The organism is Bacteroides finegoldii DSM 17565 (genome assembly GCF_000156195.1).
GTDB classification, from domain to species: Bacteria; Bacteroidota; Bacteroidia; order Bacteroidales; family Bacteroidaceae; genus Bacteroides; species Bacteroides finegoldii.
On sequence record NZ_GG688332.1, the window covers coordinates 86,839 to 107,266 of the forward strand.

15 protein-coding genes and 2 pseudogenes are annotated in these 20,428 nt (G+C 43.5%); 7 read left to right on the forward strand and 10 right to left on the reverse strand.

Going from position 1 to position 20,428, the window contains the following annotated elements; genetic code table 11:
* Positions 1 to 16: 16 nt before the first annotated feature.
* From BACFIN_RS03070 to nadB, 5 genes are all read right to left on the reverse strand, one after another.
* A complete protein-coding gene (locus BACFIN_RS03070; RefSeq protein WP_007757172.1) occupies positions 17 to 1,426 on the reverse strand; it encodes a RagB/SusD family nutrient uptake outer membrane protein in 1,410 nt (469 codons plus the stop codon).
* A 12-nt stretch (positions 1,427 to 1,438) separates the two neighbouring features.
* On the reverse strand, positions 1,439 to 4,762 hold the full coding sequence (locus tag BACFIN_RS03065; RefSeq protein ID WP_007757173.1) for a SusC/RagA family TonB-linked outer membrane protein: 3,324 nt from the start codon (positions 4,760 to 4,762) through the stop codon (positions 1,439 to 1,441).
* Between the two features lie 18 nt (positions 4,763 to 4,780).
* Positions 4,781 to 7,084, reverse strand: a complete 2,304-nt coding sequence (locus BACFIN_RS03060; RefSeq protein ID WP_007757175.1) for a S9 family peptidase — start codon at positions 7,082 to 7,084, stop codon at positions 4,781 to 4,783.
* Positions 7,081 to 8,637, reverse strand: a complete 1,557-nt coding sequence (locus BACFIN_RS03055; RefSeq protein ID WP_007757177.1) for a S8 family serine peptidase — start codon at positions 8,635 to 8,637, stop codon at positions 7,081 to 7,083. The genes BACFIN_RS03060 and BACFIN_RS03055 overlap by 4 nt, the downstream gene beginning before the upstream one ends.
* A gap of 281 nt (positions 8,638 to 8,918) precedes the next feature.
* Positions 8,919 to 10,490 (reverse strand): L-aspartate oxidase, encoded by a 1,572-nt coding sequence (gene nadB, locus BACFIN_RS03050; protein WP_007757178.1) that lies wholly within the window; start codon positions 10,488 to 10,490, stop codon positions 8,919 to 8,921.
* Between the two features lie 106 nt (positions 10,491 to 10,596).
* Here nadB and BACFIN_RS03045 point away from each other — a divergent pair, with 106 nt between their 5' ends.
* The 3 genes from BACFIN_RS03045 to dacB all read left to right on the forward strand — a co-directional run bounded on the left by BACFIN_RS03045 (position 10,597) and on the right by dacB (position 13,825).
* Positions 10,597 to 11,001: a PH domain-containing protein gene (locus BACFIN_RS03045; protein WP_007757179.1), complete on the forward strand. Its 405-nt coding sequence runs from the start codon at positions 10,597 to 10,599 to the stop codon at positions 10,999 to 11,001.
* The gene (lpdA, locus tag BACFIN_RS03040; RefSeq protein WP_007757180.1) at positions 10,998 to 12,341 is read left to right on the forward strand and encodes a dihydrolipoyl dehydrogenase; all 1,344 of its coding nucleotides are present in this window, start codon (positions 10,998 to 11,000) and stop codon (positions 12,339 to 12,341) included. The genes BACFIN_RS03045 and lpdA overlap by 4 nt, the downstream gene beginning before the upstream one ends.
* A gap of 80 nt (positions 12,342 to 12,421) precedes the next feature.
* Positions 12,422 to 13,825: a D-alanyl-D-alanine carboxypeptidase/D-alanyl-D-alanine endopeptidase gene (gene dacB, locus BACFIN_RS03035; RefSeq protein ID WP_007757181.1), complete on the forward strand. Its 1,404-nt coding sequence runs from the start codon at positions 12,422 to 12,424 to the stop codon at positions 13,823 to 13,825.
* Positions 13,826 to 13,850: 25 nt separating this feature from the next.
* Here the strand turns inward: dacB and BACFIN_RS21005 are convergent, their stop codons facing one another.
* The 4 genes from BACFIN_RS21005 to BACFIN_RS03020 form a co-directional block, all read right to left on the reverse strand.
* The gene (locus tag BACFIN_RS21005; protein WP_232281670.1) at positions 13,851 to 14,732 is read right to left on the reverse strand and encodes an ATP-binding protein; all 882 of its coding nucleotides are present in this window, start codon (positions 14,730 to 14,732) and stop codon (positions 13,851 to 13,853) included.
* Entirely contained in the window at positions 14,653 to 14,838 is a 186-nt protein-coding gene (locus BACFIN_RS23480; RefSeq protein WP_229091115.1) for a P-loop NTPase family protein, read from the reverse strand. Before BACFIN_RS23480 ends, BACFIN_RS21005 begins: the two co-directional genes overlap by 80 nt.
* 272 nt (positions 14,839 to 15,110) lie before the next feature.
* The gene (locus BACFIN_RS03025; RefSeq protein WP_007757183.1) at positions 15,111 to 16,610 is read right to left on the reverse strand and encodes an acetyl-CoA hydrolase/transferase family protein; all 1,500 of its coding nucleotides are present in this window, start codon (positions 16,608 to 16,610) and stop codon (positions 15,111 to 15,113) included.
* A 54-nt stretch (positions 16,611 to 16,664) separates the two neighbouring features.
* Positions 16,665 to 17,039 carry a hypothetical protein gene (locus BACFIN_RS03020; protein WP_007757184.1) on the reverse strand — a complete coding sequence of 125 codons (375 nt, stop codon included), beginning with the start codon at positions 17,037 to 17,039 and terminating at the stop codon, positions 16,665 to 16,667.
* 335 nt (positions 17,040 to 17,374) lie between these two features.
* Between BACFIN_RS03020 and miaB the strand changes: the two genes are divergently transcribed.
* Positions 17,375 to 18,742 (forward strand): tRNA (N6-isopentenyl adenosine(37)-C2)-methylthiotransferase MiaB, encoded by a 1,368-nt coding sequence (miaB, locus tag BACFIN_RS03015; RefSeq protein WP_007757186.1) that lies wholly within the window; start codon positions 17,375 to 17,377, stop codon positions 18,740 to 18,742.
* Positions 18,743 to 18,831: 89 nt separating this feature from the next.
* On the opposite strand, the pseudogene BACFIN_RS03010 reads toward miaB, so the two are convergent.
* Positions 18,832 to 19,044 (reverse strand): annotated as a pseudogene (locus BACFIN_RS03010) (S24 family peptidase); the annotation flags it as partial.
* A gap of 1 nt (position 19,045) precedes the next feature.
* Between BACFIN_RS03010 and BACFIN_RS0220205 the strand changes: the two are divergent.
* The 3 genes and pseudogenes from BACFIN_RS0220205 (at position 19,046) to BACFIN_RS24015 (ending at position 20,421) form a co-directional block, all read left to right on the forward strand.
* Positions 19,046 to 19,453 (forward strand): hypothetical protein, encoded by a 408-nt coding sequence (locus BACFIN_RS0220205; protein ID WP_032839897.1) that lies wholly within the window; start codon positions 19,046 to 19,048, stop codon positions 19,451 to 19,453.
* A pseudogene (locus tag BACFIN_RS24010) lies at positions 19,450 to 19,839 on the forward strand (RHS repeat-associated core domain-containing protein); the annotation flags it as partial. The gene BACFIN_RS0220205 and the pseudogene BACFIN_RS24010, both read left to right, overlap by 4 nt.
* A complete protein-coding gene (locus tag BACFIN_RS24015) occupies positions 19,816 to 20,421 on the forward strand; it encodes a JAB-like toxin 1 domain-containing protein (RefSeq protein WP_410638125.1) in 606 nt (201 codons plus the stop codon). The pseudogene BACFIN_RS24010 and the gene BACFIN_RS24015, both read left to right, overlap by 24 nt.
* Positions 20,422 to 20,428 lie beyond the last annotated feature (7 nt).

Here is a 20,428-nt window from a genome sequence, read left to right on the forward strand (position 1 = left end):
ATTTAAATCCTCCATTTTATTTATTTTGTATCTCTTTATATCCAGGATTTTGTATCAATCCGTTCTCTAAATCCAAATCGTGCAAAGGAATTGGAAAGGTATACATATATTTCTCTGTCACATACTTCAGGCCATTGAGTGCTGTCCAATATTCCGGTGAGCCATTCCGTTTTTGTTCAAAGAAACGGTCTCCTTCCAGAAATAACTCTTTTCTGCGTTCTTGCAGAATGAATCCCATTAGTGGGGTTAGAGCATTACCCTCTACATCCGTTTTTATGACTTCTTTATCTGAAAGAGTTGGTAGTTTGTCAACTGTCAGGTCGGTATAATTACTGATACGATGTGCTCGTAATTCGTTAATAGATTTCAAGGCTTTGTCTTCTTGCTTCATGTGATAATAACATTCCGCTTCTATCAGTTTGAATTCGGCTGCTCTCATACCACAAAAGAAAATCTTTTTTGCTTGCCGTTGGGTGTTTACCCAAAGTGCATAGCGGATATCGCTTGTTTTTTCTTCTTCAGAGAAAGTACTTAAAAAACGCAGACTAACGGGACGGTATTGAAGGGTGGTATTTACTCCGGATAGATCGTCACTACCGGTGGCTGTGACAGCAAGATATGATTTTAAAAGCTGGTTGCCCGTCAATTCGTATGCATTAGTCATCATAGCTTTGTATGCCTCACCTTCCAATAAGGGATATTTGTTCAATAAGTCTTGGGCTATCGGAAGTGCTTTGCTCCATTGCCGTGTCCAGAAATACATACGAGCCTGATATCCTTTTATGACATCTTCCGTGAAACGGTAGATATTATCATTGATATGATAGCTGGCAGCCTTTTGCAAATCAGACTCTATCTGATTGATAGTGGCCTGCATGGTACTGCGGAGTGGCTTTTCTTCCATGTCAAATGTTGTTACAAGCGGTAGGCCAAGCTGAGTGTCGAATTCTCCAGTGCGGGGTACTTCGCAGAATATTCGTAATAATTGATAATATGCCACACCTCGTATAGCATATGCTGTACCTCGAATATTATTAGCTTCTTCCGTATCGCTTTCTTCCATTTCGTTCAATACAATATTACAGTCACGGATAAATTCATAAAGAGATTGGTAGTAATTGGGATATTGATTTTGACGAATAATATCGCCTACGTATGTTGCCAAAGAACGTGCGCCTGAGCTTGTCAGACAGGTTTCAAAATCGTCACCACATACTGCATCCCACGTCATCCATTGGTTGGCGTTTCCAACTAAATAACTGTCTGACCCGGCATCAATACTGTTAAGTCGTGTATGAATAAGTGCAGAAAATTCTTCTGCTGTTTTAGGAATAGTACGTCCATAAGGCTTTATATCTAAATAATTGTTACACGATATGCATAATAATGCAATTAGTCCGATACTTATTATATTCTTTTTTTTCATAATGTTTTGTTTTTAAAATCCGATAGAAACTCCCATAGAAAAAGTACGTGGAGTAGGATAAACTGCTCCTGGGGTTTCGGGGTCAATACCGGAATAATTGGTTATTATGAATAAATTGCTGACACTGAATGATAGTGCCAATGAACTGATATGTGCCCTTTTGAGCCATTCATTTTCAAAGTTATAACCCAATAGTAATGATCCGAGTTTGAAGTAAGATACTTTTTCCAACATAGAGGCACGAGTGATCTGGCTGCTGGTTATCATATAATTATCCAATCCCAAATATTCTCCATACGCATCAATGATACGTGGGTATCCATTGGTTATCGGGTTATCTTTTGTCCAACGATTCACACGGTCTTTTGTTACGTTCAGGAAGTTGGTATACAGGTCATTTTCTTGCGTAGGAATGCTTTCGACTGCTGCAGATGATTCATTTAGCATGGTGTAAGATACCGGACAAGTGATATTGTTCAGTATTTTTCCTCCTAAAGAATAAGAACCTCCTAAACTCAGGTTTATTTTCTTGTATGATAAAGAGATGGAATATCCTCCGTTGGTAGGTGCGTTACTAGTTCCCAAATAGAAAGCATAGTTTTTAGCTTCACCACGATCTGCTTCCGTAGACATTGTAACGTCCGGACGGGTAGCATAAGCATAAATTCCTAATTTCTCATCAATGCCTATTACTTTTCCACTGACAATAGAACTTAATGGGTAGCCTACGTAGTTAGAATTGAAAATGCTTCCATTAGGTGAGGAATATTTTAGCAACTTATTACGGTTGTAAGCAATATTGGCAGTTAATGAAAGATTCCAGTCTTTAGTTTTCAATACATTGGCACTTATTGTCACTTCCGCTCCTTGATTCAGTAATTCTGAGGTATTATAACTTTGATATGAGAATCCTGTGGTGTAAACAACCGGAACACTGGTTACGGCATCTCGTGTGCGTCTGTCATAAAGTTCACCTTGTAAGCGTAGACGGTCATTCAGAAAACCTATATCCATTGAGATTTTCATATCGCGTGTTTTTTCCCAGCGTAATTTGGCGTTCGGGGCATTCCGTAATGTTCCCATGCGGTAATAATCATTGTCGGCTTTGCGGAATGAGTTTTCATAATCCATTACCAATTGTGGATAAACAGACTTATTAATGTTTCCTGTATATCCGAATGCAGCTCGTAAAGATAAAGTGCTGATAATAGGTTTTAAAGGTTTCATGAACTCTTCCTGATCAACATTCCAAGATAGACCGACAGAGCCGGTAGGGTTGAATTGTTCATTGCTACCGAAATTATTCGAGCCATCAGTACGTCCTGTCAAACTGAGAATATAACGTTGCTTGAATACATAGTCTAATGAAAGGTAAAAAGAAGCGAAGGCGTCTTCTACAATACTTTGACCGGATAGCTGATCGACGATGGCTGCATACGAAATCAGGTTGTTATAGCCTATATCCATACTTTCCGGATATATGGGGATAGAAGAATTACCGGATATGGGATCATATCCATATCGTTTTTCGTAGATGCTTTTGGAATATTGTCCTCGTATCTCCGAGCCTAACAATGCGCTTATATAATGGTCGCGACCGAAGGTGTTGAAATAATGGAGCTGGCCGCGTAAATTGTAATTGGTGTTATAAGCATTGGTCTGAGTAATGGAACCGTATGTACGTTTAGATATACTACTTGCACTACCTTCAAATGGGCGGTCCTGCCAAGCGGCGTATGTGTTTTTGCCATTGATATTATCGGAGGCATTTGTCACATATCCGTAAGAAGCCAATCCTTCGAAACTTAAATTGTCTAAGATGTTAACGCTTAGATTAGCGATTAATGATGCGGACATATTTTTGGTTTCGTTGGATGTTTCATTGATTTCTCGGAAAATATTGTATCCACCATCCGGTAATAATTTGTCATAAGCACCATTGGCATGAGTTATACTGTAATATGTATTGTCTGCTGCATATGATCCGTCTTCGTTGTATATTCTTTCGTATGGATTGGCAAAATAGGCATACTTGAAAGGGTCAACATTCAGTGATGGTGAAGTGGATTCCTGTATAGCCATATCAGCAGAGATGCCAAGTTTCACCCGTTTGTTGGGCTTCATATCAAGTTTGGCACTTACATTGTAGCGTTCGTAATCGGTTTTTTTTACCAGTCCATTGTTTTTCGCATATCCTAAAGAAACGTAATAAGAGTTTTTTTCCGATCCTCCGGAGAGAGAAAGATAATGGCTGTTTGAAACTGAATTTTGAAATAATTCGTCAAACCAATCAGTTGTTTGTTCGCCAAGACGGGCTATTTCCGCATTTTGCTGTTCTAAGGTCATATTGGCGTATTTCCCGTATCCGGATCGAATCATGCCGACCGCGCCAATAACCGGATAGTGAGTACCATCGGCAAAACCTTTGGCAGAGAATTCATTCCACAGCTCTTGCTCCCAGGCCAGTTTCTCACTGGAGTTCATTAGATTAGCATTTCCCGGAGGTCTTGTGACGATGGAAACATTGGCTGAATAATTAATACTCATTTTCCCTTCTTTTCCTCGTTTGGTTGTTACCACGATAACGCCTCCTGCTGCACGAGAGCCATAAATGGCTGTTGCTGAAGCATCCTTCAATACTGTGATAGATTCAATGTCGTTTGGGTTAATTCCGGAGATACCATTTGCAAAGATTTCATTGAAATCACCTGCACGGATTTGGCTGCTTGATATGCTTGGAATATCTTTCTGCAAAGGTACCCCGTCTACCACCCACAATGGTTCTGCATTACCTGTAATTGTGTTTGTACCACGAATACGTATTTTGGCCGATTCTCCCGGGCGACCGGAAACAGCTTTCACGTCCATTCCGGCAACTTTTCCTTGCATCAACATATCCAAATTGGCTGTAGGGGCTCCTTTCAGGTCTTTGGCTGTCAGTGTTGTCAATGAACCGGTAGTACGGCGTTTGGTCGTACGCTGGTATCCGGTGACTACTACCTGATCCAGTTCGGAGGTTTCATCTTCTAATGTGATATAGCCGGACAGTGGCTTGGTTACCCGCATGAATAGCGGTTTCATACCCACGTACTTAAATTCAATCTGGGTGTTCCGATCTACCCACAGAGAAACTTCTCCTTGGTCGTTAGCCACTACTCCCTGTGCCTTACCGGTAACTTTTACTGTTGCACCGGGCAAGGGATTCTTGTCTACGTCTACAATGGTTACTTTCACTAGAATGGTCGCATCGCCTTGCGGCTTTTGAGCGAACAGGATTGTAGCCATGCAACAGAGACAGACAAACACGAATGCTTTGAATGTTTTCTGATACTTCATAAGCTTTTTGAGTTAGGGTTAATTATGATTGATGATATCAATATGTTGCTTTACCGGTTGAATGAGATTCTCCACAAAATAGTAGCGGATCAAATTCTGATAATAGGGACACATTACTCCATGATCTTTTCCCGGCAGGATAAACATATCGAAACGTTTGTTGGCTTTTATCAGAGCGTCTGCCAGACGATAGGTAGATGAAGGCGGGACATTCTTATCTACATCACCGGTGATAAGCATCAGATGGCCTTTTAAGTTCTTTGCCAGTTCCATATTGGTCGGAATCTTGGTGGAAAATACCGTTTTTCCAGTCTTTGGATCAGTCTTCTCGGTCAGTCCGTGAAATGCTTCTCCCCACCATTGGATATAGATATTGTTGTCATGGTTGCCCGAAGCAGCTACCGCTACTTTATAAAAGTCGGGATAAGTGAGGATGGCGGCTACTGTCTGGAATGCTCCTCCGGAGTGTCCGTAAATACCCACACGGTTAAGATCGATGAACGGGTAGTTCTTTGCTAGCTGCTCAATTACGCTTTTATCATCAGCCAACGGATAATCACGCAGATTACCGTAGCCGAAGTTATAGAAATCGTGTCCGCGCAAAGGAGAACTTCCACGTGGAGCCACATTGATGACTATAAAGCCAAGCTCAGCCAGCGATTGGTTACCATTATCGTCAAGTGTGAATGATTGCGGAATCTGGTCATCTTGGGGACCGGGATACACATTGCTGATAATAGGATATTTTTTGTTTTTATCCAGTTGAGACGGTAGATACATGAGTCCGTAAAGATCTGTTTTCCCATCGGCCGCTTTCAACTTTAACAGTAAAGGCGGTTGCCATCCTGCTTTTCGCAACAGGCTGTCGTCCATGCGATTTACCTCAAAATATTGTGTGGGACGGTCGATAGACAATACATTCATTACAGGCGCCAAGTCCATACGTGAATATGTATCGATGGCATATCGTTGGTCGTCGGACAGGGTTAATTCGTGGTTACCGTTTCCCGGAGTAAGCAGCGTTTGTTTTTTTCCATCAAAATCAGCCTTATAATAAAAGGTATAATAAGGGTTAGTATCAGGTTCGTTACCATATCCGGCAAAAATGATATTTCTTCGTAAGGTATCTATGTGTACGATACTGCCTGCTACAAGGTTATCACCATGTGTGATGCGGTTTAGTAATCGTCCGTCATTATTGTACAGATAATAGTTACCTTTTCCTGTGCGTTCCGACCACCAAATGAAATATTTTCCTTTCTCTATAATGCGATAGCCCGATAGGGTCAAGTTGATGTGTGGAGCACATTCTTCCGAGATAAGCTCAGTGACTGTGCCATCTGTCACGTTGATACGGCAAAGGTCTATTTTATCACCCTTACGGCTTCTGCGCGTGAAAAAAAGAGCTTTGGGAGAACGGAAATAGTCTAAAGTTACTACTTGGTCAGGATATTTCCCAATCGGTAACATCTTTCCTTGTTCATGGTCGGCATCATACCAAAACATACGGTATTGACGCACTCCGGCATCACCGGGCATAGGCATCTTGAAGGTATTTGTCGTCGGACGTTGCCGTGCAAGGGAGTTGATAAGGCTGATTTCTTTTACTTCACTCATATCCTGTATCAGGCAGACATAACGATGTCCCAGCCAGAATCCTTTGGTGTTAGACTCTATTGTGTCTTTAGAGCAACGGTAAGTATAGGACGCATCCTCTTTACCGTCTTTTGTCAGACGGTGTATGATTCCTGTACGGTTGTTACGTATATAGAGGTCATATCCGCATCCCAACATAGTGAAGAGTGAGTCAGAGCTATGGTACGATGGTTTGAGAACAGGACGTTCCTTCTTTTTGTTTTCTGCCTTTATCTGTGTCAGTATTCCGGTGCGCATATCATACACCATAGACTTTCCTTTCTTATCAAGATAAAAGCGGTTGAAGTCATTCTTCTTAAATCGATACCCGTAAAGCTGTATATTCCTTGCATCGAGTGTGTCACCCGTGATTCTTGCATATTGTTGCACGAATTGCAGGTTATCCTTTATCATATTGCGTTTTTTACCATTCTTGGCATTAACCAGATAGTAAGAAACTCCATTATCTTCTTTTACATTGTAGTAAAAATAAGAACTACCTTCAATCCAGTTGGGATAAGGTCTTTTGCCTTTTATATATTGCTCCAGTGCATCAGAGGAAAATTTTTCAGCACGTGCCCAATCCACATCGTTTACAGTACTGTTTACCGATGTGGATGTTCCTTGTGCTTGTATGCATAAGCAGAACAGCAGGCCTATAAAACTTATGACAGTATTTTTTCTCATCTCTTTTTATATTCGGTTGCTAATTTGACTGCTTGTAGTGCGTCAATGATTCCTCCGCTTGTACAACGATCTTTTAAATTGTCAGCCGGACGAACGCTCTTTATTAATATCTCTTTGATTTGTGTGGCCGTCAGCTTTGGGAAATGGGCACGTAACATTGCTGCTACACCACTTACTATGGGGGTGGCTATACTGGTTCCTTGTGATACCATGTATTTGTTGCCGACCGTTACCGAGGTAATTTCTTCTCCAGGGGCGAATACATCTACTTCTTTTGCTCCATAGTTGGAAAACTGACTTAGTTGCCCTTTTTTGTCAGAAGAACCGACTCTCAAGTAATTAGGGAATATTTTTCCTTGCGCATCCTTTGCTGAAGGAAAATAGGTGATGAGATCGATATTCCGTTTGTCATTGCCTGCCGCTTGGATGATAAGTACGTCTTTTTTGAGAGCATATTCAATAGCCTCATTTACCATGTCGGCATCGGGTGAGGTGTATTTTCCTAAACTCATGTTTATAACCTTAGCGCCATTATCCACTGCATAACGGATAGCGGTTGAAATGTCTTTGTCGTATTCGTCACCGTCAGGAACGGCACGTATGATCATCAACCGCGCTTGAGGCCAGACACCGGTGATGGCAGCATTATTGATTCCTTGTCCGGCAATCACTCCTGCAACGAAAGTACCATGGTCGCATCCTTTTGCTTGTAATAACGAATTTCCGTAAAAACGATCTGAAGGATTTTTTAAATCGTCGCCCATTAATAACCTTTTGTCAGCATCATGCTCGATACCATATAATCTTTTCTGCATCAAGGCAAATGTGTTGCGGTGTTGCTTATGAACATTTTTCCATAATGATTTTTTTCCACTCTTGAACATATCGACAAAAAGTGTTTGGTAGGCGTTGCCCCATGCCGGATCTTCAATAGGAAGATGAGTTAATCCATTGACTGTAAGTGTGTCTATATTTATTCCGGGAATAGTAGTCAGCACAGAATCTATCAGCTGATATGCTTGGTCTTTTGCGGCCGTATAACCCACATATTTTATATAACTCATGATACCCGCCTTCTTTTTCATCTTTTCGTAGTAGGCATATTCAGTAGTATCTTGTATATCTGCCGGATCGATATTTTTATATTTGGGATATAACCGTTTGAATTCGCGGTACTCTTCAGTTCCGGCACTGGTCATGTTGAATGTCCCGTCTTTAGTTCCGAGAAAGTTCCATCCGTGCAAATCGTCCGCGTATCCGTTTTTATCATTGTCTTTTCCATCGATTTTTTCTTTTGGATTACACCAAAGTGCGGGTGCTAGATCGATAGAGGTCGTATCTATACCCGAATCGATGATACCCACGATGATTTGCCGGTGGGGTTTTAGCTTTTTTTCTTGTAGAAAGTGTAAGGCTTTTTCCATATTTATGCCCTGCAATGTATCATTATACACTTTGTACCAGTTTGAATACGCTGTTGTTTGTCCTTTGAGATTGTTTACGGATATCCCTAGAAGGATGAGCAAAAAGATTGGTAGTTTGAATTTTCCCATGCTTTCATGTTTTTATATTTGCCATATCTGTGGCAAATAGGATGATGGCACAAAAATACAATATAATAATTAAAAGACAATAAATCCAGTCTGTAATTTAATAAAAAGAATAAATATTCGGAAATAGCTGTGAAATCCTGTATTTATAGACTTGTATATTAGGAATGTGATATAAGATAGGTATAGAAGACTAAAAACGCGTAAAAAGAACAAGGTAATCGTTCTTTTTACGCGTTTTTATAATATTCTACTTACACTTTGTAAGTTGTGGAATGTTCCTGTTAATCTTTCTTATGCGGATAATCAATCGTGTAATGCAAGCCTCGACTCTCTTTACGTTCCATAGCCTGTTTTGTGATGAGATAACCCACATTGATCATGTTGCGCAATTCGCACAGCTCGCGGGTAGCCTTGCTACTCTTGAACAACCGTTCGGCTTCTTCATAGAGGATGTCCAGCCGGTTCCATGCACGTATCAACCGGGTATTACTGCGGACAATGCCAACGTATGCTTCCATGATCTGGTTGACTTCCTTCATACTTTGGGTAATCAGTACACGTTCTTCATTGGAGATGGTTCCTTCGTCGTTCCATTCGGGGATATCTTCGTTAAAGTCATAACGTTCCAATACACTGAGCGCATGTTTGGCAGCAGCGTCGGCATAGACAATCGCTTCTATCAGCGAGTTGGAAGCCAGACGGTTGCCTCCGTGCAGACCTGTGCAGGAGCATTCTCCTAATGCATATAGGCGACGGATACTGGATTGTCCGTCCAGATCGACCGTGATACCGCCACAGAGATAGTGTGCTGCGGGTGCCACGGGGATGTAATCTTTGGTAATATCAATGCCGAGACTGAGGCATTTCTTATAGATATTGGGGAAGTGCTTTTTTGTCTCTTCCGGGTCTTTGTGTGTCACGTCGAGGAATACATGGTCTTCCCCACGTTGTTTCATTTCATTGTCAATGGCGCGGGCCACGATATCACGTGGAGCCAGTGAAAGCCGTGAGTCATATTTTTGCATGAACTCTTTGCCGTCTTGTGTACGCAGTACGGCACCATATCCACGCATCGCTTCCGTGATAAGAAAAGCGGGGCGGTCTCCCGGATTGAAGAGGGCTGTAGGATGGAATTGGATAAACTCCATGTCTTTCACTGCACCTTTGGCACGATAAACCATAGCAATCCCGTCTCCCGTAGCTACCAAAGGATTGGTCGTATTACGGTAAACAGCTTCACAACCACCTGTTGCCATCACGGTTACTTTGGAAAGGAAAGTATCCACTTCGCCTGTTGCTTCATTCAGCACGTATGCGCCGTAGCATTTGATACCCGGTGTATAACGGGTGACGATAATTCCCAAATGATGTTGCGTGATGATCTCTACGGCAAAGAAGTTCTCGAATACTGTGATATTAGGGTGCTTTTTTACTGTTTCTATCAGACTCTCCTGAATCTCGGCGCCTGTATTATCTTTGTGATGAAGGATACGGAATTCCGAGTGTCCGCCTTCTTTATGTAAATCAAACTCTCCGTCTTCTTTCTTATCGAAATTTACTCCCCAATGAATAAGTTCGTTGATCTGTTCGGGAGCATTGCGGACTACTTTCTCCACAGCATTTCGGTCGCTGATCCAATCTCCGGCAATCATTGTGTCTTCAATGTGCTTCTCGAAATTATCTACTGCAAGATTGGTTACGGAAGCTATACCGCCTTGTGCAAAAAAAGTGTTGGCCTCTTCCAATCCGGCTTTACAGATAAGCGCAACTTTACCTTTGTGCGCTACTTTCAGTGCAAAACTCATACCGGCAATTCCGGAGCCGATGACGAGGAAATCGAATTTTCTTACCATAGTTTTGTTATTTCTCACCGCAAAGCTACAAAATAAGTTACTTCGTTGTACTTTTCGTTGTCACTAATTCATAAAATTGCTACCTTGCGGGCAAAAATCTGACAAAATGAATCGAATTTTCCATGCACGTATTGCTTGGTACCAATATTTCTTATTGGTAGTACTTACTGTGAACGTTGTCGGTGCATTGTGGTGTAAGTATATCTTGCCGGCAGTGTTGCTGATACTTATGCTGATTGTTGTGATCGAGCAGATTATCCATACTGTTTATACAGTTACTCCTGACGGGATTCTGGAGATATCTACCGGGCGTTTTATCCGTAAAAAAGTAATTCCGATCTCTGAGATTACTGCCATAAGGAAATGCCACTCTATGAAGTTCGGACGTTTTTCGGTGACGGAGTATGTGTTGATAGAATGTGGAAAGGGTAAGTTCGTCTCTGTGATGCCTGTCAAGGAACGGGAATTTGTCGAATTGCTTGAAAAAAGATTAACTGATTATATACTATGAAGTATCAACTAATTATTATTGGTGGCGGTCCTGCCGGATATACAGCTGCCGAAGCTGCCGGTAAGGCCGGTTTGAGCGTATTGCTTATCGAGAAAAATAATCTGGGTGGTGTTTGTCTGAATGAAGGATGTATTCCGACCAAGACATTATTGTATTCGGCAAAGACGTATGATGGTGCCCGCCATGCGTCAAAGTATGCGGTGAATGTCTCCGAAGTATCTTTTGACTTGGCAAAAATCATTGCCCGTAAAAGTAAAGTAGTGCGTAAACTGGTATTGGGAGTAAAATCCAAACTGACTTCCAACAATGTTACGATAGTGGCGGGAGAAGCACAGATCATTGATAAAAATACGGTTCGTTGTGGTGAAGAAACCTATGAAGGGGATAATCTGATACTTTGTACAGGATCTGAAACCTTTATCCCTCCTATTCCGGGAGTCGATTCCGTAGATTATTGGACGCATAGGGAAGCATTGGACAATAAGGAGCTGTCCGCTTCACTTGTCATCGTTGGCGGTGGAGTGATCGGAATGGAATTTGCCTCGTTCTTCAACAGTCTTGGAGTACAGGTGACGGTTATAGAGATGATGGATGAGATTTTGGGCGGTATGGATAAAGAACTCTCCGCTTTGTTGCGTGCTGACTATATGAAACGGGGAATTAAATTTTTGCTTAGTACGAAGGTCGTTGCTTTGTCACAGACAGAGGAAGGCGTCGTTGTCTCATACGAGAATGCGGAGGGGAGCGGAACAGTTGTTGCGGAGAAATTACTGATGAGCGTCGGCCGTCGTCCTGTGACGAAAGGTTTCGGACTTGAAAACCTGACTCTGGAAAAGACAGAGCGTGGTGCCGTCAAAGTAAATGAGAGAATGCAGACATCCCTTTCTAATGTCTACGTTTGCGGTGATTTGACCGGATTCTCTTTGCTGGCGCATACGGCTGTCCGTGAAGCGGAAGTTGCCGTACATTCTATTTTGGGAAAAGAGGATACTATGAGCTACCGCGCTGTTCCGGGAGTTGTCTATACCAATCCGGAGATTGCCGGAGTGGGCGAAACGGAAGAATCGGCTTCTGCAAAAGGCATTCAGTATAAAGTAGTAAAACTTCCTATGGCCTATTCCGGTCGTTTTGTAGCAGAAAATGAAGGCGTGAACGGAGTTTGCAAAGTATTGTTGGATGAACAACAGCGGGTGATTGGCGCTCACGTATTGGGAAATCCCGCTTCGGAGATTATCACTCTTGCGGGGACTGCCATTGAACTCGGACTGACGGCAGCGCAATGGAAAAAGATTGTTTTCCCACATCCCACGGTAGGAGAAATTTTCCGGGAAACGTTGTAGTACGAATTAATAAGATTGGGGTGCGTGACTGGACAGGTAAAGAATATGTGGTAAATGTAAGATAGTATAAACAGTGTAGTATGAAGAATATTATTTTATCAGTTCTTTTTTCTTTCTGTTTTCTTCCCCTATGGGGACAAAAGGACTTCTCCCAAATAGATTCGCTTATCAAGCAACTGCTTCCTGAATCATCCGAAGTCGGCATATCCGTTTACGACTTGACGGCTAAGAAACCGCTTTATGACTATCGTGCGGAGAAGCTGTCCCGTCCCGCCTCTACTATGAAACTGCTGACTGCCATTACCGCCCTCTCCCGTCCCGAAGCCGATGAGCCTTTCCGTACGGAAGTGTGGCACGATGGAGTGATAGAACATGATACATTGCAAGGAAACCTGTATGTGGTGGGTGGATTCGATCCGGAGTTTGACAGCCAGGCAATGGATTCGTTGGTTAAGAAAATAATCAGTTACCCGTTTTCTGTGATTAACGGGCAAGTGTATGGGGATATTTCGATGAAAGATTCCCTTTACTGGGGGCATGGATGGGCATGGGATGATACTCCGGCAGGTTATCAGCCCTATCTCTCTCCGTTGATGTTCTGCAAGGGAACGGTGCGGATATCGGTAGTTCCCTCTACCGTGCAGGGGGATACGGCAAGCGTCTCCTGCCAGCCCGTATCTTCTTATTATACTTTGACAAACCGGACGAGAACACGCGCTTCCTCCGCCGGAAAGTTCTCTTTTACTAGGGATTGGCTGACGAACGGGAATAATCTGACTGTTTCGGGCAATGTCACTTCGATCAGAAAAGATGATATCAATATTTATGACACTCCCCGTTTCTTCATGCACACCTTTCTTGAACGTCTTCGGGGAGAAGGAATTGCCGTTCCTCCGTCGTATGATTTCGCCGAGTTGCCCCGTGACAGTGTGAAAGTGGAGCAGATGGCGTGCTGGAATACTTCCGTGCAGAAAGTGTTGAACCAGTTGATGAAAGAGAGTGATAACCTGAATGCGGAAGCCTTGCTTTGCCGTCTGGGCGCGCAGGCTACGGGAAAGAAACAGGTGGCGGCCGAAGATGGGATTGTCGAGATTATGAAGCTCATCCGTCGGCTGGGGCACGACCCGAAAGACTATAAGATTGCGGATGGCTGTGGACTGTCCAATTATAATTACCTCTCTCCCGCCCTATTGGTCGATTTCTTGAAATATGCCTATTCGCGGACGGATATTTTTCAGAAGTTATACAAGGCTCTTCCCGTTGGCGGGGTAGACGGTACGTTAAAAAACAGAATGAAGAGTGCGCCTGTATTTCGGAACGTTCATGCCAAGACAGGATCGTTTACAGCGATAAATACGCTTGCGGGTTATCTGCGTATGAAGAACGGGCACGAGGTGGCATTCGCCATCATGAACCAGAATGTACTTTCGGCTGCTAAGGCAAGAGCTTTTCAGGATAAAGTCTGCGCTTTCCTCTCTTTATAAGGTCTATGGTGATGTCATCCCTCCGTTAATACATTAATCCGAACAACCAAAATGGAATCTCGTTATTGAATCCAATTTCTATGTTGTCAAGAGCCAGATATCCGTTCTCCACTCCTGCTAATTGTTTTTGAATTTTGTTTTTACCGCCAATCTCGAAATTGTATGTCTCATTCAGTGTGAAATCTATTTGAGAGGAATAGGTAACTTTATGTTTTACGGCTGTTTGATTGAAGAAGAATGTTTCGCGGACATTTCCTATGTCTGTTTTTTCTCCTCCCAGTGCGTATGCATAGTTTGTATTACCTAAATAAATCTTTTCCGGTTTTGTCAGTTGTTTGATGCCGGAAGCTTCTTTGTCGAGCAGCAAGAGGGCTTGGGCCTTTTGGAGATAGGATAGATAATTCAACAGACTGATGCGACTGACTTCTATTTCTTTGCTGAGCATTGATATATTGGGAATATATGGCACAAGTCCTGCGAGGATGGAAAATAGCTTTTTTATTTTACCAATGGAATAATAATCTATTTTTTCAGTAGAAGGTAAGTCTACATCTAGAATTGTATTCAAGATGGCTAATAACCTCTCGTGGTACAATATTTTATCTTCTTTATAAAAAGGGAAATAACCGTAAGTTAAGTATTCGTTGAATGCTACAAGCGGTTTCAACTGTTTGCTTACGTTCATGGCCAGTTCTATATGCTTGGTCAATATATCGGAAAGCGGGAGCACTTCCATTTTATATCCATATTCAAATTGCAGGAACTCACGGAAAGAAAGTCCGTGCAAATGATAGGTAACGGCTCTTCTTGAAAGATCGGCTTCACCTTTATGTATTTCGAGCAAAGAAGAGCCGGTTATGCACTTCGTCCAAAAACAAAGCTTTCCCTCCCATTTTCTGAAACTCATCCGCCAACTCAAATAGAGAGTGGGTAGTAAACCAAATATTGTCCAATGAAACATAAAGTGTATCATTGTCATAACCAGGGTAATGCTCTTTTATATATTGAAGCATGAGGGTTGTCTTCCCCGTTCCACGAGCGCCTGTTATGGCTATTAACCGGTTGTTTCAACGAATCTCATGATACAGATATCTTACGAAGTCTAAGGAGACCCGTTCTCTTAGTTGATAGAATGTGGCAAATAGTTGTTTCATAAGAGTGGTTTATTAATTCCTCTATAAAAATACAATTGTATTCTCTAATAAACAAAAATAACCGGATTTTGTTTACCAGAGAATACAATTGTATCTATTTGACCTGGAATACTGTAAATTCTATATTCTATTTATTTTGCGTATTCAGCCCAGTTCGTATTCTTCATATCACCGCTCTTAGCCAGTTCCGCGTGCATTCCGAGTGCAGCTTGGATGGCGTGTGGAGTCTGGGCTTTGCCGCCGGCCAGTTTGAGATAATCCCAAAGCAACTGTTTGTAGTCGGGATGCGCACAATTCTCGATGATAGCCTGCGCACGTTCTTTCGGACTCTTGCCACGAAGGTCGGCAACACCCTGTTCGGTGATGATGATATTTACAGAATGCTCGCTGTGGTCGAGGTGAGACACCATCGGAACGATAGCGCTGATCTTACCTTCCTTAGCCACAGACGGACAAGTGAAGATAGAGATATAAGCGTTGCGGGTGAAGTCGCCCGAGCCGCCGATACCGTTCATCATCTTCGTGCCACCGATGTGGGTAGAGTTCACGTTACCGTAAATATCCGCCTCGATAGCCGTATTGATGGAAATTACACCGAGACGGCGAACCACTTCGGGGCTGTTTGATATTTCCGACGGACGGAGCACCAGCTTGTCGCGGAAGAAATCCATATCGTTGTAAATACCTTCAAGGCAGTCGTTGGTGACAGTCAGTGAGCAGGCACTGCCGAACTTGATACGTCCTTCGCGGATCAGACCTATCACGGAGTTCTGAATCACTTCAGTGTACATTTCGAAAGGGGGAATTGTTTTGTCGCGTCCCAATGCACCGAGTACGGCGTTAGCGATGTTTCCCACGCCCGACTGCAACGGAAGGAATGTAGCCGGAATGATACCGCGTTTCATATCCGCGGCAAGGAAGTCGGCCACGTTCTGCCCGATTTTGTCGGTCAGCGGATCGGCAGCGGCGAAAGAACGGGCTTCGTCCGGCCAATTGGTTTCCACCACACCGACAATTTTTTTCGGATCTACCTGCACGTACGGCAGTCCGATGCGGTCACTCGGCTTGTAGATCGGAATCTCGCGACGATAAGGAGGATCCAGAGGTTCGTATACGTCGTGCAGTCCCATGCCGGATTTACTGTGCGCACTGTTCAGCTCGATAATAATCTGGTCTGCCAGGCGGCAGATGGTTGGGGCGATACCGCCGGCGGCAGTCAGGTAGATTTTTCCGTCCGGAGTCACCTCGCAAGCTTCGATGATGGCAACGTTCACTTTGCCCATGAATCCGTAGCGCACCTCCTGCGCCATCTGTGAAAGATGTATGTCGTTGTAGGCAATTTCTCCGTTGTTCACAGCTTTGCGGAAATCGGCGTTGGTAGTGTAAGGAGCGCGGTAACGGATGGCTTTGGCACGTGATAGTATGCCGTCACAAGATTCTCCGGTAGATGCACCTGTAAAAATTCCTACTTGAAACGGGTTTCCTTTCGCGTGTTCCGCTTCAGCGATTTTTGCGAGTTCGGCTGTGACAGCCTTGGCTGTTCCGGCGGGAGTAAATCCGCTAAGGCCGATGTTGTAGCCATGTTTGATCAGGCTTGCAGCTTCCGCTGCCGAGATACGATTTAGTGGCATAAATAGTACAATTTCGTGTTAAAATACAGTTGATATTTTAGGGTTAATTATCGCTTAATATTTTCGTTGAAGAATCTCTCCCCAGATAATGGCGCGTCGGGCTTCTTCCGCCGAGCGGATTGTGAAATCCTGTTCGTTGCCGGGCGACGACTCGTCGGGAGCGTTGTATTGGGAGTTTTGCCGGATATTGCGTTTGTCCTGTGCGGCGCTGTTCGCTATGGAGGCGGCTACGGATACTTCTTCCCGTTTCTTTTTCCGTTTGGGGTTACTCCACGCTTCGGGCATAGGAACTGCGTCCGGTTTTATTTCGTCGGACGATGGCATAGGGGAAACGGGGCGTTTGCCGGGCTTTTTATTCTTATTCACCTCTTTAAATATTCCCACAAGAATGACGCCTGCTATCAAGAGAAATTTTAAGAAATCTTCCATTGTGCTTCACTGCTATTTAGTTATCTGCCAAAGTTACGTATTAAATCTGATTCAGGATAACTTTTCAGTATGAAAAAAGGGCAGCTTCACAGCTCCCCTTAATTTTTTTAACCTAAACCTTAACTATGAAAAAATCTAATGTTTCTTTCATTGCACAAATGTGAAAAATAAAATTAAAATTGCCAAGAATACTGCCGGAAAATGTTTATTCCCTTAACATTAATTACAGGTTATGTGACTTAATCGCAAGTTTTGGTGTTATTTTCGCGCTAATTTGTATCTTATTAAAAGCGAAGCCGTATCTTTGCAGCCGAATTTTTAATTTAGATTTGAGTATGAACGAATTAACGGGAGCGGACTTTAAATCCGCAACTGCTGATGACAGCAAAAAGCTGTTTATCGAGACTTACGGCTGCCAGATGAATGTGGCCGACAGCGAGGTGATTGCCTCAGTGATGCAAATGGCGGGTTACTCTGTGGCGGAAACGCTTGAGGAGGCCGATGCCGTGTTTATGAACACTTGTTCTATCCGTGACAATGCGGAGCAGAAAATCCTGAACCGTCTGGAGTTCTTCCATTCGTTGAAGAAAAAGAAAAAACACTTGATTGTGGGCGTACTGGGATGTATGGCCGAGCGGGTGAAGGACGATCTGATAACGAATCATCACGTAGACCTCGTGGTGGGGCCGGATGCATACCTGACATTGCCCGATCTGATTGCCGCTGTAGAAGCCGGAGAGAAGGCGATCAATGTGGAACTTTCCACTACCGAAACTTATCGGGATGTGATTCCGTCGCGTATCTGCGGCAACCATATTTCCGGATTCGTGTCCATCATGCGCGGTTGCAACAACTTCTGTACCTACTGTATCGTGCCCTATACTCGCGGGCGCGAGCGTAGCCGTGATGTAGAGAGTATCCTGAACGAAGTGGCTGACCTGGTGGCGAAAGGTTATAAGGAGGTGACATTGCTGGGACAGAACGTCAACTCCTACCGTTTTGAGAAACCGACGGGCGAGACAGTCACTTTCCCGATGTTGCTGCGTACTGTGGCGGAGGCGGCTCCGGGTGTACGTATCCGTTTCACGACCTCCCATCCGAAGGATATGAGCGATGAAACGCTTGAAGTGATCGCGCAGGTTCCCAATGTGTGCAAGCATATCCACTTGCCCGTGCAGAGCGGTAGTTCCCGCATTCTGAAGCTGATGAACCGCAAGTATACCCGCGAATGGTATCTGGACCGGGTGGCGGCTATCAAACGTATCATCCCCGACTGCGGACTGACAACGGATATCTTCTCCGGTTTTCATTCCGAGACGGAGGAAGATCACGCCATGTCGCTCTCTTTGATGGAAGAGTGCGGATACGATGCGGCTTTCATGTTCAAATATTCCGAACGTCCGGGAACGTATGCCTCGAAACATCTTGAAGACAATGTGCCCGAAGAGGTGAAAGTGCGTCGCCTCAACGAGATTATCGCCTTGCAGAACCGTCTGTCCGCCGAGTCCAACCAGCGTTGTATCGGAAAGACGTACGAAGTCCTCGTGGAAGGAGTCTCCAAGCGCTCGCGTGACCAGCTGTTCGGCCGTACGGAACAGAACCGTGTCGTAGTGTTCGATCGGGGCACACATCGTGTCGGCGACTTCGTGAACGTACGTATCACGGAAGCTAGTTCGGCTACGCTGAAAGGCGAAGAAATCTGATTTTTCACTACAGAGGACACAGAGGACACGGAGGTTTAAAAAAAAGGAAAAAACCTCTGTGCCCTCTGTGGTGAAAACTGTGGTGAAACTTACATCATCATGTTTTTCCTGATCGAGAATTTTACGATAGCCATCGTGTGAATGCATTTCAGAGGCAGGTCCATGGGGTCGTGATGCGGGTTGTAGCTGACGAGTCGGATACAACCCTCTTTCTCTGATTTGCTGACGTACTTCACGGTCAGATATTGGTCTCCATCCAAATCGAAAGAGACGATATACATCTCTCCGTATATCACTTCTGTTGTGGATGTGGCGAAAGTGGCAGCAGGATTGTGTGATACCGTGGGGCTTGGCGGTTCGGGATATAGTGTGACGGGTCTCTCTTTGGTGTCTCCGACATTGTTGGCAATTAATTATTATGATGATTATTCCTTTCTTGATACATCACTCTTTTCTGCCCACAAGGTTTTCCTGTTAGGCGACTCTTGTGTTTCAGGGTTTTCACCTATTTCCTCCTGTATTCCCCGTGGTTTGCCCACAGGAGCGGTGTATATGTGTTTGTATGGGGATAGTGCTGTGTCTATTAATTGTTCTGTGAGCTATTATGATTCCTTGGAGCGTATTGTACAGACTAAATCGCTCAATCATCGGGGAGGTTATGATATGTCGTATCTTTCTTGCAATCTTTCGGGTGAACTGTTAGCGGATTGATCTATGAAAACGGTGTCGCTGCATGGTTGCTGACCGAGTCCGGTTATATCACTTTGGCTGATGATAAGTACCATTACTATCTGAAAGATCATCAGGGCAATAATCGTGTAGTTGTTGATGAAACCGGCAATGTAGAAGAGGTGAATGATTATTATCCTTTCGGTGGCCTGATGTCTTCTTCTTCGAATTCAGTTCAACCTTATAAGTATAATGGTAAGGAGCTTGATAGAAAAGGTGGTTTGGATTGGTATGATTATGGTGCGAGACATTATGATGCGGCGGTAGGTAGATGGCATGCGGTGGATCCGTCAAGTGAGAAGTATTATGGCTGGAGTCCGTATACATATTGCAAGAATAGTCCTGTGTTGAGGATTGATTTGGATGGAAAGGATGATTATGTAGTGACCAAATCAGGAAGATTATTCAATGAAACCCCAAAGAATATGAGGAATAGAAGTTCTACGGATAACCTTGCTTCCTTTGGCGACCGTTCGAAGTCGATTAAAGTAAAAGCGGGACTTCTTGGGAATATGTATAATTCACAAAAAGGAAATGCGTACATAAAAGCTTATGGAAGTACACAAGATTTGGAAACAGCTGCTGCAGTATTTAAATTTGCTGCTGACAATACCTCGGTAGAGTGGAAATTAGATGTATATGATGATAACAGTATTAAAACAGCAGTAGTAACAGATAAGAGTGAATATTCTGTGAATGGGACCTATGCTCAAAAGCAACTTCAGATAGAAGGTGAGAGAATAATAGATATTCATTCCCATTTATCGGGAGGTACCAAAGGAGGAGCCGGGAATGATTTTAATCTGGCCAAACCTAAACGTAAAAATGCTGTTTACATTAGAGATAGTGGAAAGGAGGGAATGCTATATGAGTATAATAACAAAAAGTCGCAGATAAAATCTATACCTATATTTTCAAAAGAAGACCTATTACAATATATACGAAAATAGTAAACAT

Bases quoted from the DNA above. Each gene is read 5' to 3' on its own strand.
- BACFIN_RS03070 (WP_007757172.1), bottom strand. From the start codon at position 1,426: ATGAAAAAAAAGAATATAATAAGTATCGGACTAATTGCATTATTATGC.
- BACFIN_RS03020 (WP_007757184.1), bottom strand. From the start codon at position 17,039: ATGGAAGATTTCTTAAAATTTCTCTTGATAGCAGGCGTCATTCTTGTG.
- BACFIN_RS03025 (WP_007757183.1), bottom strand. From the start codon at position 16,610: ATGCCACTAAATCGTATCTCGGCAGCGGAAGCTGCAAGCCTGATCAAA.
- BACFIN_RS03065 (WP_007757173.1), bottom strand. From the start codon at position 4,762: ATGAAGTATCAGAAAACATTCAAAGCATTCGTGTTTGTCTGTCTCTGT.
- dacB (WP_007757181.1), top strand. From the start codon at position 12,422: ATGAAGAATATTATTTTATCAGTTCTTTTTTCTTTCTGTTTTCTTCCC.
- BACFIN_RS21005 (WP_232281670.1), bottom strand. From the start codon at position 14,732: ATGAGTTTCAGAAAATGGGAGGGAAAGCTTTGTTTTTGGACGAAGTGC.
- miaB (WP_007757186.1), top strand. From the start codon at position 17,375: ATGAACGAATTAACGGGAGCGGACTTTAAATCCGCAACTGCTGATGAC.
- BACFIN_RS03060 (WP_007757175.1), bottom strand. From the start codon at position 7,084: ATGAGAAAAAATACTGTCATAAGTTTTATAGGCCTGCTGTTCTGCTTA.
- BACFIN_RS03045 (WP_007757179.1), top strand. From the start codon at position 10,597: ATGAATCGAATTTTCCATGCACGTATTGCTTGGTACCAATATTTCTTA.
- BACFIN_RS23480 (WP_229091115.1), bottom strand. From the start codon at position 14,838: ATGCTTCAATATATAAAAGAGCATTACCCTGGTTATGACAATGATACA.
- nadB (WP_007757178.1), bottom strand. From the start codon at position 10,490: ATGGTAAGAAAATTCGATTTCCTCGTCATCGGCTCCGGAATTGCCGGT.
- BACFIN_RS03055 (WP_007757177.1), bottom strand. From the start codon at position 8,637: ATGGGAAAATTCAAACTACCAATCTTTTTGCTCATCCTTCTAGGGATA.
- lpdA (WP_007757180.1), top strand. From the start codon at position 10,998: ATGAAGTATCAACTAATTATTATTGGTGGCGGTCCTGCCGGATATACA.